This is a genomic window from Austwickia chelonae NBRC 105200 (assembly GCF_000298175.1).
In the GTDB taxonomy this organism is placed as follows: Bacteria; Actinomycetota; Actinomycetes; order Actinomycetales; family Dermatophilaceae; genus Austwickia; species Austwickia chelonae.
On the sequence record NZ_BAGZ01000005.1, the window covers coordinates 337,972 to 353,824 of the forward strand.

At 62.0% G+C, this 15,853-nt stretch carries 11 protein-coding genes; 5 read left to right on the forward strand and 6 right to left on the reverse strand.

Annotated features, from left to right (window positions below; genetic code table 11):
- The first annotated feature begins 93 nt into the window (after positions 1–93).
- The gene (locus tag AUCHE_RS04690; protein ID WP_006502125.1) at positions 94–1,473 is read left to right on the forward strand and encodes an FAD-binding oxidoreductase; all 1,380 of its coding nucleotides are present in this window, start codon (positions 94–96) and stop codon (positions 1,471–1,473) included.
- A gap of 44 nt (positions 1,474–1,517) precedes the next feature.
- Here AUCHE_RS04690 and AUCHE_RS04695 read toward each other — a convergent pair whose 3' ends face one another.
- The 4 genes from AUCHE_RS04695 to AUCHE_RS04710 form a co-directional block, all read right to left on the reverse strand.
- Positions 1,518–2,666, reverse strand: coding sequence for a VanZ family protein (locus AUCHE_RS04695; protein WP_081578129.1), 1,149 nt, complete (start codon positions 2,664–2,666; stop codon positions 1,518–1,520).
- 177 nt (positions 2,667–2,843) lie between these two features.
- Positions 2,844–3,569: a CAP domain-containing protein gene (locus AUCHE_RS15505; protein ID WP_006502127.1), complete on the reverse strand. Its 726-nt coding sequence runs from the start codon at positions 3,567–3,569 to the stop codon at positions 2,844–2,846.
- 261 nt (positions 3,570–3,830) lie between these two features.
- Positions 3,831–4,703 carry a S1 family peptidase gene (locus AUCHE_RS04705; RefSeq protein WP_006502128.1) on the reverse strand — a complete coding sequence of 291 codons (873 nt, stop codon included), beginning with the start codon at positions 4,701–4,703 and terminating at the stop codon, positions 3,831–3,833.
- Between the two features lie 238 nt (positions 4,704–4,941).
- A complete protein-coding gene (locus AUCHE_RS04710) occupies positions 4,942–5,952 on the reverse strand; it encodes a S1 family peptidase (protein ID WP_006502129.1) in 1,011 nt (336 codons plus the stop codon).
- A gap of 387 nt (positions 5,953–6,339) precedes the next feature.
- Between AUCHE_RS04710 and valS the strand changes: the two genes are divergently transcribed.
- Positions 6,340–8,994, forward strand: coding sequence for a valine--tRNA ligase (valS, locus tag AUCHE_RS04715; RefSeq protein WP_006502130.1), 2,655 nt, complete (start codon positions 6,340–6,342; stop codon positions 8,992–8,994).
- A 46-nt stretch (positions 8,995–9,040) separates the two neighbouring features.
- Here valS and AUCHE_RS04720 read toward each other — a convergent pair whose 3' ends face one another.
- Entirely contained in the window at positions 9,041–9,772 is a 732-nt protein-coding gene (locus AUCHE_RS04720) for a hypothetical protein (RefSeq protein ID WP_006502131.1), read from the reverse strand.
- 100 nt (positions 9,773–9,872) lie between these two features.
- Here AUCHE_RS04720 and AUCHE_RS16915 point away from each other — a divergent pair, with 100 nt between their 5' ends.
- From AUCHE_RS16915 to AUCHE_RS15515, 3 genes are all read left to right on the forward strand, one after another.
- The gene (locus tag AUCHE_RS16915) at positions 9,873–10,592 is read left to right on the forward strand and encodes a hypothetical protein (RefSeq protein ID WP_006502132.1); all 720 of its coding nucleotides are present in this window, start codon (positions 9,873–9,875) and stop codon (positions 10,590–10,592) included.
- A 453-nt stretch (positions 10,593–11,045) separates the two neighbouring features.
- Positions 11,046–12,371 carry a S1 family peptidase gene (locus AUCHE_RS15510; protein WP_074788441.1) on the forward strand — a complete coding sequence of 442 codons (1,326 nt, stop codon included), beginning with the start codon at positions 11,046–11,048 and terminating at the stop codon, positions 12,369–12,371.
- A gap of 418 nt (positions 12,372–12,789) precedes the next feature.
- Positions 12,790–14,166, forward strand: a complete 1,377-nt coding sequence (locus AUCHE_RS15515) for a S1 family peptidase (RefSeq protein ID WP_006502134.1) — start codon at positions 12,790–12,792, stop codon at positions 14,164–14,166.
- 199 nt (positions 14,167–14,365) lie between these two features.
- Here AUCHE_RS15515 and clpX read toward each other — a convergent pair whose 3' ends face one another.
- Positions 14,366–15,661 (reverse strand): ATP-dependent Clp protease ATP-binding subunit ClpX, encoded by a 1,296-nt coding sequence (gene clpX / locus AUCHE_RS04740; protein WP_006502135.1) that lies wholly within the window; start codon positions 15,659–15,661, stop codon positions 14,366–14,368.
- Positions 15,662–15,853: the final 192 nt, after the last annotated feature.

Consider the following 15,853-nt stretch of genomic DNA (forward strand, 5'->3'; position numbering starts at 1 on the left):
CGCTGTCCACAACGCGTGGAGGCCTCCGCGTGCATGTCCTGATCCGGACGGCCGGTGATCGGCCCGACAGCGGATAGGTGCAGGATGTCCCCCATGATCGCCGCCTCTCTCGCCTCGCTGCCGGGCCTCGTCTTCGATCCTGTTCTCAAAGCGACATACGGCGTCGATGCCTCGTTCGGTGCCGTCGCGCCCACAGATTTCGAGGTCGTCCGCGCGTCGGACGTCCAGGACGTCGTGGAAGCAGTCAGATATGCGGATGCGCATCACCTGGCGCTCGTCCCTCAAGGAGCTCGCACCGCGTTGACCGATGCGGCCTCGGCCGTCGAGGGATGCCTCGTGCTCAACACCGAAGGTCTGAACACGATCGAGGAGATCGACGAGGTCGAAGGCATCGCCGTCGTCGGAGCGGGTGTCGTCACGGGCCGTCTGCGCCAGGCCGTCGCCGAAAAAGGATTGTTCTACCCGCCGGATCCAGGTTCGGTCGACACCTGCACCTTGGGCGGGAATGTCGCCATGAACGCCGGAGGCATGTGCTGTGTCAAGTACGGGGTGACCGCCGACTATGTGCGTGGTCTGGAAGTGGTCCTGCCGGATGGGCAGATCCTGCGCACCGGTCGACGCACCGCCAAAGGTGTGACCGGTTTGGACATGACCGGATTGTTCGTCGGTTCGGAGGGCACGCTCGGCGTCGTCACCAGGGTTGTCACCAAGTTGGTGCCGGCACCGGACCCGGCTCTCACGGTGCTGGGGACCTTCGATTCCCTCGAAGCCGCCAGCAGGGCGATCGTTGCACTGCGATCGATCTCCTCACGACCGAGCATGTTGGAATTCCTGGACGGCCCTTCGATCGCCACGATCCAGGCCTTGCAGGATTTCGGTTTCCCCAGAGGCTGCGCAGCTGCTCTACTGGTCCAGTCCGATCGTCCCGGGCACGCCGGTGAGGATGTCGCCGAGTATGCCCGGATCATGCGTGCTCACGACGCCACCAGTACTCAGACCGCAACCGACCTGCAGGAGAGCGAACGCCTGCTCGCAGGTCGACGCTCGCTCAACACCGCCCAGTGCGCCTATGGTCCTCATCTCATCGAGGACATGTGTGTTCCGGTGCGCCGCCTGCCCGATCTGGTGCGGGCGGGCGAACAGATCAGCCTGCGGCATGGCCTGCAGATCATGATGGCCGGTCACGGTGGCGACGGGAACCTCCACCCGGCGATCTTCTTCGATCCGTCGGACGCGGAACAGTCGGGGCGGGCTTGGCAGGCTTTCGACGACCTCATCGAAGCAGCGCTGGCGCTCGGAGGCACCTTGGCCGGAGAGCACGGCGTCGGTTCGTTGAAGGCCCCCTGGCTTCGCAGGGAGATCGGCGACCTGTCCTACGGGCTGCAGCAGCAGATGAAATCGCTCTTCGACCCGAAGGGGATCATGAATCCCGGTCGGGTCTACGAGACCCGGCCCCACCGCCGAGGGAACTGATCCGTCTGCTGTGGGGCCGGGTCATTCGATCCGAGATGCAGGTGTCAGTCACCGGTCACTCTCGAGACCGCAGTGCCTCGGCTCGTTCCGCCCTGCAGGAATGCCGGGATCTCACGCGAATCGACGTAGAACGCCCCGGAGAGGAGTCCGGACAGCCCTCGTGTCCTGCTCAACGGTACGGCCACGAGGGCCAGGAGAAGGACGAGCAGGGTGAGCCCGCTCATCATCGGGACCATGACTCCGAGCATCCAGAAGCCGGGAACGACCAGAGACCGGAGCAGCCGTCTCGGTACCGTGCCTCGTCCGGTGAGACCGGTCTTCGGGTCGGGCCACCGTGGTTCCAGCCAGACCATCCTCTGCCCCAGGGACGCGCCGGAGCCCTGGCAGGCCGGTATCCCCCAGACGGCGGCCCATGCGATTACGGCTCCGATGCGTCCGACCACCTCGTAGTGGCGTCCGGAGCACGACATGAAGATATGACAGAGGAAACCGCCGGCCAGCAGAGCCGCCGATACCACTGTCACCGCCAAGGTCATATCGATCACCATGCCGGTGTAGCGCCGGCGGGTGGTCACCGGCCGAGGTATCCCTCTGCTGGCGGAGAGCGCGTCGGAGGAGGGCATCCACCAGAGGAAGGCCGGCGCCAACACCGCTCCGACAGCCGCGCCCAGCGTGTTCAGGAAGAGGTCGTCGACATCACCGAGCCGGTAGGCACAGGGATAGATCCCCCACAGACCGCTGGCCTGCGTCGTCTCGATCATGAGGCTGGCACCGAAACCGGTCAGAACGGCCGTCCTGAACGATTGGCCGGCCCATCTGCGAGCCAGCACTCCCCAGGGGAGGAAGAAGATCACGTTGAAGATCACCTGCAGGAACACCGGTTGTTTCACCGATTGGCGCCAGGACAGGCCAGCCGTCTTCTGGGCGATGTCGTCGACGAACTGGAAAGGTGTCATCTGCAATGCCTTGGAGTGCGCACTGCACCACACGTCCGCGCGGTCCGGGAGCGGCAGGAGCGTATAGGTGACCAAGGACGCGGCATATACGGAAGCCATCGCCGCGCCGACGAGCCGACGACGTTCCCAGTCGCCGTATCGACGATGTTGCCAGATCACGATCGGCAGAAAAGCGAGGACGAAAGTGATACCCCCCACGGATATCGCTGCCTGACCTGACCATATGGCGTTGTTCATAACTTCCGACTCTATGGACGGAAACTGGGAGAACGATGTCCGTCACCTGCTCGATGGCCTGACGGGAACACGGACCGAAAACCGAACGGCCGCCCGCTGTGCACGGCGGGCGGCCGTCTAGGCATGTGCGGGTCGGGTCGTACGCCCCGACCGGTCACCGCTTCAGATCACGGCTGGTCAGTAGCCGACCGTCCACCAACCGGGAACGCGCTTCAGCCACACGCCGAAGAGGTCGCCCGGTGTCCGCTTGGCCGAGGCTGCTTCGGTGATCGGGATTTCGACGACATCGGAGGGGGCCTGCTTCGGCGGAGCGACCGGAGCCTGCTTCGGCGGAGCGACCGGAGCCTGCTTCGGCGGAGCGACCGGAGCCTGCTTCGGCGGAGCGGCCGGGGAGCCGGGCTTCAGCGGGGAGCCCGGGCCCTTGCTCAAGTTCATGACCCAGAACTTGGTACCCGACGGGGAGACCGTCATCGCGATGGAGATCTGGTCGAACGTGGGGTTGAGCATGTTCTTGCGGTGTCCCGGGGAGCTCATCCATCCGTCGACGACAGCCTTGGAGGACTGGTAGCCCATGGCGACGTTCTCTGAAGCAGTGGACTGCTTGCACCCGGACATGATGGCGGTCATCTGCTGATGTGACAGCGAACCCTGTCGGGCGATGGTGTCCGACCACTTCTCGGAGTAGGTCTGCAGGCAGGTGTTCCAGACGACAGGACCGGCTCCGTTGGCTGCGCGCTGCTCGTTGGTGAGTCGCACGACCTCCTGCATGGTGGCCATGTCGGAGGACGCAGACACGACGGGAGCGGCGGCAGGAGCAGTCGGAGCCGCTTGCGCCGCCGGAGCTGCGGCGGACAACGGTGAAGCTGCCAAGGTGAGCGCCGCCGCGAGGGGAACGAAATGCATGATGAGTTAGTCCTCTCAGACGCTTGAGCGTCGTTGAATACTGGCGTGGCGTTTGCCGCATGTGGTGTTGCCACAGCCTGATGCTCGAGCGGCGTGAGGACATCACCACAAGCAGCAGTCGCGTTGGCAAGGGTAGACCCTGGTCATTGTTCCGCCTACCTCTCAGGACCTCTTTCCTGACCGCGTGCGTGAGTGGGGGCACCGACTCCCGAGTTGTCGGCGCCCCCACTGATGAGCAGACGAAGCTGTGTTTTTCCTGTATCAGCCGAGAGAACCCATCGTTCTCCACAGCAGTTGAGAGCCCAGGTAGGAGTAGATTCCGGGGCCTCCCTGCGCAGCACAACCCGCGCCGCGGGAGACCACGCCGATCTGGAGGTACTCGTCACGGCCGGGAACCTTGCGCAAGAGTGGCCCACCACTGTCGCCCTGGCAGGAGTCCTTGCCCTTGCGGCCCGCGCAGATCTCGACCTCGCCGTTGATGTCGCGATCGGCGTTCACGAGGCATTCTTCCTGGGAAAGGATCGGCACATCGACTTTGCGCAGTCGCTCCGTTCCGCGGCCCAGATCGGTATCCGTATTCCCCCACCCGATCACGGTGGCCATGGATCCCGGCGCGATGAGTGCGTCAGTCCCCTTGGTGGGGACACGGACCGGAGCGATGCCGGTGACCGGCTTGTCCAGGTGGACGATCGCCAGATCGAAACCCACCTGGTTCATGTGGTTCGGGTGGATGGTGATCCGGGGCTCTTTCGAGACCTCGCGCAATTCGACCTTGCGTTCCACACCTTGGTTCTTGTCGCTGTGGTTCGTACGGCCGATCACCGCGGTGACCTCGCTCACCGGGACACCGTTGCCTGCACCGTCCGCGACGATATCGAGAACACAATGTGCTGCGGTCAGAACCATCGTGCTCCGATACAGAGAGCCTCCGCAGAAGTGTCCTCTCGAAGTCTGGAGGGAGACCATGAACGGGAACTCGTCCCGGGACGCGGCAACCCCCCCAATGATCTTGGCGGTGTCCTCCTCCCCACTGGGAGGGGCAGCTTGAGATCCAGTCGGGAAAAGGGTCGCAGCCATGGAAACCGCTAAACCCAGCAGGCCGAATCTACGCATCCTTCGCGTTGATTTTTTCATTATTCCTCCTCAAGTTCTTCGAACACCCGGGGGCGATCCATCAAAAGTCATCCACGCGTATCCATGCCGGAAATCCATTCATCGCCGCGATAGATGGATGGCACGCAGATCTGGCCACTTTTCTCCATGCAGACAGGTCATTTCTTTCAAGGGGCGGCCGCCTCCGGTCATGGAAAGACATGTCGGGGTGTCACTCTCATCAGAGACACCCCGACATGTCGTTGGTGAAGACGGAAGATCAACGCAGCGCGTTGGCGAGCTTCCCCCGCGGTGCATTCTTGAGCCCGTCCATGACCTCGGAGGAGCTCACCGACGTGTAGAAGCCAGGCCCGCCCTGGTCCGCGCAACCCGAGCCCCAGGAGACGATGCCGATCTGGAAGTACTCGTCGCGACCGGGGATCTTGCGTAGCAGCGGTCCACCACTGTCGCCCTGGCAGGAGTCCTTGCCCTTACGGCCGGCGCAGATGTCCGACTTCGGGTTGAAGGACTTATCTGCGTTCGTGAGGCATTCCTCCTCGCTGAGGATCGGAACGTCGACCTTGTGCAGACGGTCCGGGAAGCGCGAGAGGGTGGTGTCCATGTTTCCCCAGCCGATGACGGTGGCTATCGAGCCGGGCGCCAGCAGACTGTCGGTGTTACCGGTGGGCAGACGCACCGGGACGATCCCGGAGACGTCCTCGTTCAGGTAGATGAGCGCCGCGTCGTAGCCGACGGCCTTGCCGTACTGAGGGTGCATGCTGATCTCGGGGACCTGCGAGTTTTCCCGGAATGCGATCTTGCGCACGACACCCTGCCTGGTGTCGGAGAGCTTGGTCCGGCCGATGACCAGAGTGACCCTCGACGCCGGGGAGTCGGAGGTCGCGGGCGGCGTGGTGGGCGCCGGCGTGGTGGGCGCCGGGCTCGGGGTGGATGTCGGAGGAGCAGGCGTGGTCGGGGCCGGAGTGGGCGCATCCGACCGCTCCACCGAAGGTGGTGGGAGCAGGTCGTTGACGCAATGTGCTGCGGTCAGGACGGTTCCGGCATTGAGCAGACTTCCACCACAGAAATGTTCACCATCACGCTGCAGGGAAACCATGAACGGGAATTCGTCCTGGGATGCAGCGACTCCACCAACGATATTCGTCGAATCTTTACCAGGTTCACTATCAGGGGCTGCGGCATTGACACCGAAAGGCGCCAAACCCATTCCGAGGGCGGCAACTGCCAGGACTGCACCCAACCTGCGTGCACTAAATGCTGAACCCTTCATGACGCTCCTTAATCTCCAAGCGTGCGGATCGTGCCGTGCCCGACACTTGGAGACAGCCTCTCTGCCTTTCTGGAAATATATCCAGGGACTTGACGCTCTTCTGACTTTTTTTAGCGAAGTATGGACACCCTGATAGATACATTTGTCTTGACGCGACACGCCTGCAGAATGCGTCAGAAATGGCCTGAGGCAAGTAGAATTCGACCCTTTTCTGCCGTTCAGGATCCTCTGGGCGCACCGGACCCGCACCGACCGTCCATGGAGACTTCGGCGTCGAGACCACCGGCACAGGCCGACGGCTTCGCTGGGAAGCGGCAGCTTCGAGGACCGGCCTGAAACGGGATACGAAGTGGAACCCCCGCCCCACCATCTGGGAAGATTCCCCTCATGACGATGCCTGCCCACCGTGACCAGAAACCCCAGAACCCGCAGGTCCCCGAGAAACCCTCGGTAGACGGACTCGAGGACAAGTGGGCTCCGGTATGGCATGAACAGGGCATTTACCGATTCGATCGCAGCCGTGCCGTCGCACTGCCCCGTGAGCAGATCTACTCCATCGACACCCCGCCCCCCACTGCCAGCGGTTCGCTGCACGTGGGGCACGTCTTCAGTTACACCCACACCGACTGCCTCGCCCGGTACAAACGGATGCGCGGCCTCGAGGTCTTCTACCCGATGGGTTGGGACGACAACGGGTTGCCCACCGAGAAGCGGGTGCAGAACTACTACGGTGTGCGAGGTGACGCCTCTCTGCCCTATGTGGAGGGTTACCAGCCGAAGTACCGCGGGAACATGTCCGCCAAGGACGTCAAGGACGCCTCCAAGCAGGAGGCCGTCTCCCGACGCAATTTCATCGAACTCTGCGACGAACGCACCGTCGAGGACGAGAAGACCTTCGAGGCCCTGTGGCGCCGGTTGGGACTGTCCGTCGACTGGGACATCACCTACCGCACGATCGACGACCGGTCCCGCGCGGTGAGCCAGCAGGCGTTCCTGGAACATCTCGCCGCCGGTGCGGCGTATCAGGCCGAGGCTCCGGGGCTGTGGGATGTCACCTATCAGACTGCGGTGGCGCAGGCCGAGTTGGAAGCCCGGGACTACCCCGGCCATTACCACCGGGTGGCGTTCACCCGCGCCGACGGCACCCCGATCCATATCGAGACCACGCGTCCCGAGCTGCTCCCCGCCTGTGTTGCTCTCATCGCGCACCCTGACGACGAGCGTTACCAGCCGCTCTTCGGTACGACGGTGACCAGTCCGGTATTCGGCGTGGAGCTTCCGGTTCTGGCGCACCCCGATGCCGAGATGGACAAGGGCGCGGGCATCGCCATGTGTTGCACCTTCGGTGATCTGACCGACGTCACGTGGTGGCGTGAACTGCAGTTGCCGATGCGTTCCTTGATCACCAGGAACGGACGCCTGTCGGCGGAGACTCCGGACTGGCTCTCCGGCGAAGGCGCAGCTTTCTACGCCGAACATGTCGCAGGCAAGAGCACATACGCCGCCCGCACCGGCATCGTCGATCAGTTGCGCAGGGAGGGTTCGCTCGACGGCGAGCCCGCGCCCACGCAGCGTAAGGCGAACTTCTACGAGCGCGGCGAGAAACCGTTGGAGATCGTCACCAGTCGTCAGTGGTACATCCGCAACGGCGGACGGGACGAAGCATTGCGCGCTTCGCTCATCGAGCGGGGCAAACAGCTCGCCTTCCACCCCGATTTCATGCGAGTTCGATACGAGAACTGGGTCGGCGGACTCAACGGCGACTGGCTCGTCTCCCGTCAACGGTTCTTCGGCATCCCGATCCCCCTGTGGTATTCGATCGACGAACAGGGTGAGCCACGGTATGACGCGCCGATCGTGCCCGGCCTCGACCAACTGCCGATCGACCCGTCCTCCGATGTCCCCGCTGGTTATACCGCTGACCAACGCGATGTCCCCGGTGGTTTCACCGGTGATCCGGACGTCATGGACACCTGGGCCACGTCTTCGCTGTCCCCGCAGCTGACCACCGGGTGGGGCCACGGTCGGGGATCTGATCCTGAGCTCTTCGGCAAGTTGTTCCCGATGGATCTGCGACCGCAGGGGCAGGACATCATTCGCACCTGGCTGTTCTCCACCGTGGTCCGCGCCCATCATCTGCAGGATTCGCTGCCGTGGAAACACGCTGCCATCAGCGGCTGGATCCTGGACCCGGACCGCAAGAAAATGTCCAAATCCAAAGGAAATGCGGAGACTCCGGAGGGTCTGCTGCAACAACACGGCTCCGATGCGGTGCGTTACTGGGCCTGTTCGGCACGGTTGGGCACTGATGCGGCCTTCGACACCGGGCAGATGAAAGTGGGCCGCCGACTGGCGATCAAAGTGCTCAACGCCAGCAAGTTCGCCCTCGGGTTCGGCGAACCGTCCGATGAGAGTGGCGACTTGGCTGCTCTGGTGACCGAGCCACTCGATCTGGCGATGCTCGCTGCGCTGGCCGAGGTCGTCGACAAGGCCACCAAGGGTTTCGAAAACTACGATCACACACGCGCACTGGAGGACACCGAGACCTTTTTCTGGACCTTCTGTGACGACTACATCGAGCTGGTCAAGGACCGAGCCCACGGCTCGAGAGGAGAGCAGGCTGCAGCGTCGGCCCAGGCCGCTCTGCGCATCGCGCTCGACATCCTGTTGCGCTTGTTGGCCCCCTTCCTGCCCTATGCCACCGAAGAGGTCTGGAGCTGGTGGCGGTCTGGTTCGGTGCATCGTGCGATGTGGCCGTCGGTCGAGGAAGCCGGCCTTGCCAGGGGCGCTCAGGGCGACGCATCGCTGCTCGGTTCTGTGGGTTCGGCGCTCAGCGGAGTACGTAAAGCGAAGTCGGACGCCAAGGTCGGTATGAAGGCCGTGGTCACCACGGTCACCTTCGCAGGGTCGGCCGAATCGACGAGTCGGCTCCAGATTGCGGAAGCAGACCTGTTCGCGGCCGGACGCATTGCCGAGGCTTCTTATGCTTCGGCAGAGGCCTTCGAAGTGCGCGACGTCGTATTGGCTCCGCCGCAGAGCTGAGGCTGTGAGGAGGGTATGAGCTGTGTCCACCAGTGGTGGGCGCAGCTCATACCCTGTTTCCGCCTCCTAGGGAAGTACCGGTGCGTTGACGCATCAGCCCGCCTTCCGGAGCGGTACGGAGGGTAGGGATCAGCAGATGAGAACGAGCTACGGCGCCGACGGATTCACCTGTGGCGCCAGGTGCGACGAGGAACCAGGGTTTGTTCCATCCGCCCAGCCCCAATTTGGCGTCGATGAATCGTTCGCGCTGGGGAAAATCCACTGTGCCGGCAGAAGGCTCGTAGAGCAGTACCGTTCGGCTCCCTGGGTTGGCGAAGAGTAGACAGACATGTCGTGGTAGGAGGTCCTGCCCGATGTACATCAACACAGGAGCCCCTGGCCTGATCTGGGAGACGACCCGGTCGAAGACCTGTTGTCGGTCGATTCCGCGCATCGCTCTGGTGGTGATGACCCGGTAGGAGGAGCCCACGTCGGAGCTCCGCGCCTCCAGCTCGGCAAGCGCCCCCCACGGTGGTGTGCCGAGCTGCCTGGGCCAGGGCATCTGCAGTCGTCCCGGGTAGCTCCAAACCGAGTTGGTACGCCACATGGTGCGGCGTTCGGCGTCGGCGAACCGTTCGTCGGGAGTCCGGCGGTCTCCGGGGCTCCCGTCGATGACCCACGCCGCGTAACGGGCGTCCCGTAGCATCCGAGCGACGAGCAGGCAGGCAGCCCCGCAACTCACGGGGCTGTGCTGCTGTGGTCCCAGTTGACCGGGCCCCAATCGGAAGACGCGTGGCATTCTGCCATCCTGCCTGTAATCACCTCTCCGGAGCCAGAAGGAAGGGCCGAAGAACGATCCTCACAGCATTCATTCAGGATGAGTTCGCTACGCTCCGTACATGTTTCCTATTTTCTTGAGGGCGTTTTTCACCAAAGATGCTTCCTGCAAGACGGAGATCCAGGGCGCCGACCAGGCCCCTGGTGCAGCCGCGTCCCTCCCACGTCGACAGCGGCTGGCCAAGATCGTGGCGACCATCGCGGTGGCCCCTGCGATCGCTCTGGCGGCAGCACCCACCGCCTCTTACGCAGCCGCCCCCACACCCGGTGGCAACAACAGCACACAGGCTTCCAGCTACGCCCCCGGCGAGATCTCGATGATCGAGCGCCTGTCGGCCGAGTATCTTGCGAAGACCTATGGGCTCTCCTTCAAGGAGGCGCTCAGCCGGGTCCGCGCTCAGCCGAAACACACGGCGAATGCCCAACGTTTCCAGAAGAAGTTCGGCGACCGCATCACCGGAACCTTCATCGACCAGAAGCGCGGCAAGCTCATCGTGAACGTCGCCGACAAGAAGACGGCGTCCAAGATCAGGGGTTGCAAGGTCGAGGTGCATGTCGTCGGAGTGACGGCCTCTGGACTTGAAGGTATTCGCACCGAAGCCGAGAAGCGCCTGGGAGGCAAGCTGAACTCGGCTTCCGTGGACGCATCCCGCGCCATGGTCGTGATCGATGTGTCGGAAGAGGACCTCGAGTCCTCCCGCGCTGCGGTGAAGGACCTGAAGCGCGTCGAGATCACCTCCAGCGGCGGCAGCGTCTCCATCGGGTCTGCCCCTGTGAAATAAGCACAGCACTTCAGCCTGCAGGGCGCATCTGTTCGAGATCGAACCTCGGTTCGAAATATATCTCGGCAGATGCGCCCTTTCGCATGCCCTCAGCGCAGAAGAGCGGCACGGAGATCGAACTGGGCATCCAGACGCATGAACCTTCAGGAGAATGCCCCGTTCATGAAAATATAAGACAATTCATCTCAATAGTATTAATTCGAATCAAAGCGGACCAAGGTCCGCTTTCTCTTTTTATTTAGATAATATACATTGCGCCCTTTTTTCGAGAAATTTCTAAAGTTCCCAAGAGTTCTCAGAATTTTTCCACCGAGATATCTGCGAACCGACTCTCGATTGACTGTTTTATTTCAGCAAAAAGAGATCGCCCGCTGATTAATGCCAAAAATTACCACTGTCAACAAAAAAATATCATACAGCCAAAAGCCAGACCGTGCTGCTTAGATTCTCTACATGAACCACCACACGAAGAAAGACAATTCAACCCAGTCCATTGAAGCCACGAGCTGCTCGCGAAATTTCCGCAGTTCTGATAGGAAAAGCATGTCGCTCACCTTTGGAATGCTAGGTGCACTGACTGCCGTTGCGCTGGCCTCCGGATCGGCCAGTATCCCCGCTCACTCGGCAACGCCTCCGAACTCCGGCAAGAGCCCCCGTTCTGATTTGGAGAGGATGGCTGCCGACCACCTTTCTCAAGCATTCGGCCTGTCGAAACCCGAAGCCATGAACAGGGTTCGCGAGCAGGAAGGCCATTCGCGCACCGCATTGACCATTGCGGAGAAACTCGGTGACCGGAGCCCCGGAAGCTTCATCGACCAGAAACGCGGAAAACTCGTCGTCAACGTATCGGACGACGAAGCTGCGACTCTGGTTGGCGGTGAGAAAGTGGAAGCACGGGTCGTAGGCACCACCGCCAGTCAACTGGCGCAGATCCGCCAGCAGGCCGAGCAGCGCCTCGGATCCATGATGCGCTCATCTGCTGTCGACACGACTCGCAATATGATCGTGCTCTCCGTTCCGGCAAAGGATCTCGCAGCCGCAGGTCAGGCCACCAGCGACCTGAGCAAGGTCGAGATCCAGGAAAGCCCCGACGATGCGGTCCCGCTGAGCCACCCGGTGTCTGCCATGGACAAGAAAGCGCACATCGGAGGTGGAGACAGGATCGATTACAAACTCGCAAATGGCAATGTCTACTCCTGCAGCTACGGATTCAGCGTCACCAAAGGAAATGAAGAAGGGTTCGTCACCGCGGGCCATTGCGCAGAAAAAGGACGCAAGTTCACCAAGGAAAGCAAGTCTCTAGGTGAAATCAAGGAATTCTCCTTCCCCGGTGAAGACATGGCCTATGCGAGCCTGGACATGACACAGTGGATCGGAGATGCGTCCGTCAACAAGATGTCCGGCGGGGAGATGGCCCCGGTCAAGGGCTCGACGGAAGCCGCGGTCGGAGCGGCCGTGTGCAAATCAGGATTATCCACGAAATGGACCTGCGGCACGATCACGGCTAAAAATGCAACCAGCGTAAATAGCCCTAACGACCCGAAGACCAGGCACGAGATCAAAGGGCTGACCGAAACCGATGTCTGCGCTCTACGCGGAGATTCCGGCGGCCCCTGGATGGCTGGCGACCAAGCCCAGGGCGTCACTTCCAGCGGGAATGCCACAAGCTTCAAGGACGGCAAGTGCCAGAATTCCCGAGGAGACAAGATCAAGACCCATTTTCAGCCGATCAATCCGATCCTGAAAAAATATGGGCTCACACTGAAGGTCAGCAAGTAATTTTGCACATTGACATTCTGAGCCTTCGGCAGTAGCAACTCACCGAGCGTCTCCCCTCTGTACGCATTCGTCACCTCTTGCAGTCTCGCCTCCTCAGCGACAGGGCGCTCACTTGTCGACAACGGCCCGCACCATGCGCCCATGGCCCCCAGCGGGGGCCAGCTGGGGAGTCGACGATGCTCTGCCCTGCTAGCGCTGCACCGCCATTCGTCCTACGGCAGGGTCGCCAGCCTGTATCCTCGGCCTTGAGGAGCAGCATGGTCTCTTCTCCCCCGTCCGAGAACGTGGTCGTTCGTCTTGAAAAGCTCACCTCCCGACCCGAGCTTGAAGCGAATTGGCTACTCTCTGTGCGTGATTCCAGAAAGTTCCCGGAATCACGTCACAAATCACCCTGACCAGGACGGGAGAGTGTTCGTTCATGCGACGACACACAGGGAAAACAGCATCTACTCAGGCCCGACAGGCTCTGAGCATCGCGGCGGTAGCCGCGCTCACCCTTACCGGCACCAGCGCACTGGCGTACGCCGATGACAAGAAAGGCGACGCCCTCGACGAGATCAGCGCTGTCGAGAAGATGTCGGCCGAGTACCTGACCAAGGAGTTCGGCCTCTCCGAAGGTGACGCTCTGGGCCGGGTTCGCGACCAGAAGAAACACGCCACCACCGCCCGCGAGCTCGAGTCCAAGCTCGGCGACCGCACCTCCGGGTCCTATATCGACCAGAAGCGCGGCAAGCTCATCGTGAACGTCGCCGACGAAGAGAGCGCCAAGGAGGTCAAGGGCGACAACGTCGAGGCGAAGGTCGTCAAGACCTCCGCCAAAGAGGTCTCCGAGAACCGTCGAAAGGCCGAGGAAAAGCTGGGCGACAAGCTCACCTCTTCCTCCTTGGACACCTCACGTAACCTCATCGTGCTCAATGTCCCGGTCAAGGAGAGCGAAGCTGCCAAGAAGGCCGTCGAAGGTCTGAAGAACATCGAGGTCCAGGCCACCGATAATCACGCCGAGCCTGAGTACGCGCTCACCAACATCGGTGGCGGTGGCGACAACGGCGGCGGCACCAAGGGCGGTGGAGCCAAGGGTGGCGGCGTCAAAGGCGGTGACAACGGCGGCGGGGTCAAGGGCGGCAATGACAACGGCCGCGGTGGCGACAACGGCGGCGGAGCCAAGGGACAGGCCATCTACGGTGGTCAAGAGATCCGAGCCAACAAATTCATGTGTTCCCTCGGGTTCAACGCCAAGAAGGGCAACCAGGACGTCTTCATCACAGCTGGCCACTGCACCGGCGGCGGTGTCTCCTTCACCCGTAACAACAAACCGCTGGGCAAGGCCCAGGCCTCCAACTACCCCGGCGCCGACATGGGTTACGCCACCCTCGAATCCGGCTGGAGCGGTAAGGAAGCCGTCGACAAGTACAACGGCAAAGCCGTGGTGGTGAAGGGCTCCGAAGAAGCCCCCGTCGGGGCAGCAGTGTGCAAGTCCGGGCGAACCACCGGATGGACCTGCGGAACCATCACCGCCAAGAACGTCACGGTCAACTACCGGTCCAAGAACGGAAGCACCGACCGGATCACCGGACTGACCCAGACGAACGTCTGCACCTCTTCCGGTGACTCAGGCGGCGCGTGGATCGCCGGCGAACAGGCTCAGGGCGTGCACTCCGGCGGTAACGGGAACAAGATCGTCGACCTCAAGGCCGGCGTCTGCAAGCACCGCACCGGGCAGCCCAATATCGCCTACTTCCAGCCGATCAAGCCGATTCTGGAGAAGTACGGACTCACCCTCAAGACCCGTCAATGATCCGACGCTGATATCGGATTGGGTATGACACCGGCCCGGGAAGGCTCCCGGGCCGGTGTCATACCCGGGCCCTTCGCGCTGTGACAGGACTGTGCCTCCCCCCTGTGAGTAAGGAGGGCACACGGTTTGGCGCGGAGGAAAAGCCACCCCGTACGACCGGCCCGACATCGGAAAGAAATTTTCCTCGTCCGCCCTCGGATCAGGCCGATTCTTTCCGGTCCTGCCGCTCAGAACGTTTACCGGCCTGTCGAACCGCAGGATCACGACGGACAATCGTCGGGTTCACGTTGTCGAGTACCACTTCCCGGGTGATGACGACTTGGGCGATGTCCTCTTCGCTGGGCACATCGAACATGACCGGTAGCAGCACTTCTTCCAGGATCGCACGCAGGCCACGGGCTCCGGTGCCCCGCAGCAAAGCCTGCTCGGCGATCGCCTCCAGAGCCTCCTCGGTGAACTCGAGATCGACGCCATCGATCTCGAACATCCGTCGGTACTGTTTGACCAGAGCATTCTTGGGCTCGACAAGGATCTTGGTCAGCGCCTCCTTGTCCAGAGGAGCCACGGTGGTCACCACGGGGAGACGTCCGATGAACTCGGGGATCAGCCCGAATTTCATCAAGTCCTCAGGCTGGACCTCGGCATAGTACTCGGCTGAGGCCTTTGCCATCCGAAGCTTCGCGCCGAAACCCAACCCGGCTTTCCCAGCCCTGGACTCCACGATCTTCTCCAGACCGGCGAAAGCGCCACCCACGATGAACAGGACATTCGTGGTGTCGATCTGGATGAACTCCTGATGCGGGTGTTTGCGTCCACCTTGCGGCGGCACACTGGCGGTGGTGCCCTCCAGGATCTTCAGCAGCGCCTGCTGGACACCTTCACCGGAGACATCCCTGGTGATGGAGGGGTTCTCGCTCTTACGTGCGATCTTGTCGACCTCGTCGATGTAGATGATCCCAGTCTCGGCCTTCTTCACGTCGTAATCGGCCGCCTGGATGAGCTTGAGCAGGATGTTCTCGACGTCTTCGCCTACGTAACCGGCCTCGGTCAACGCGGTGGCATCCGCGATGGCGAAGGGGACGTTCAACATCCGGGCAAGGGTCTGAGCCAGATAGGTCTTTCCGCAACCGGTCGGGCCGATCAGCAGAATGTTCGACTTGGCGATATCGACCCGGTCCTCCCCCTTGCGGAGCATCTCCCCGGCCTGGATACGTTTGTAATGGTTGTACACCGCCACAGCCAGCGCACGTTTGGCCGAGTCCTGACCGATCACGAACTGCTGAAGAAAAGAGAAGATCTCCCGCGGTTTGGGAAGCTCCTCGAGCCCCAGCTCGCTGCCCTCGGCGATCTCTTCCTCGATGATCTCGTTACACAGATCGATGCACTCGTCGCAGATGTACACGCCGGGTCCGGCGATGAGCTTCTTGACCTGCTTCTGGCTCTTACCGCAGAAAGAACACTTCAGCAGGTCGGCGCCATCTCCCACACGTGCCACAGGCGTCCCTTCGTCGAAGTCCGGTGAAATCTCCGTGCTATCGCCCACCTGCCGGCAGACACTTCATCTTCTCTATTCGGCCGCTCTCACGCGAGGAGTACGTCCGCGTGTCCGCTCAGGGCGGAAAGTGAGACGGCTCTCCTGCACAGTGACCGCCGATGAAGACGCCATCTTTGCCCTAGATCCGACTGA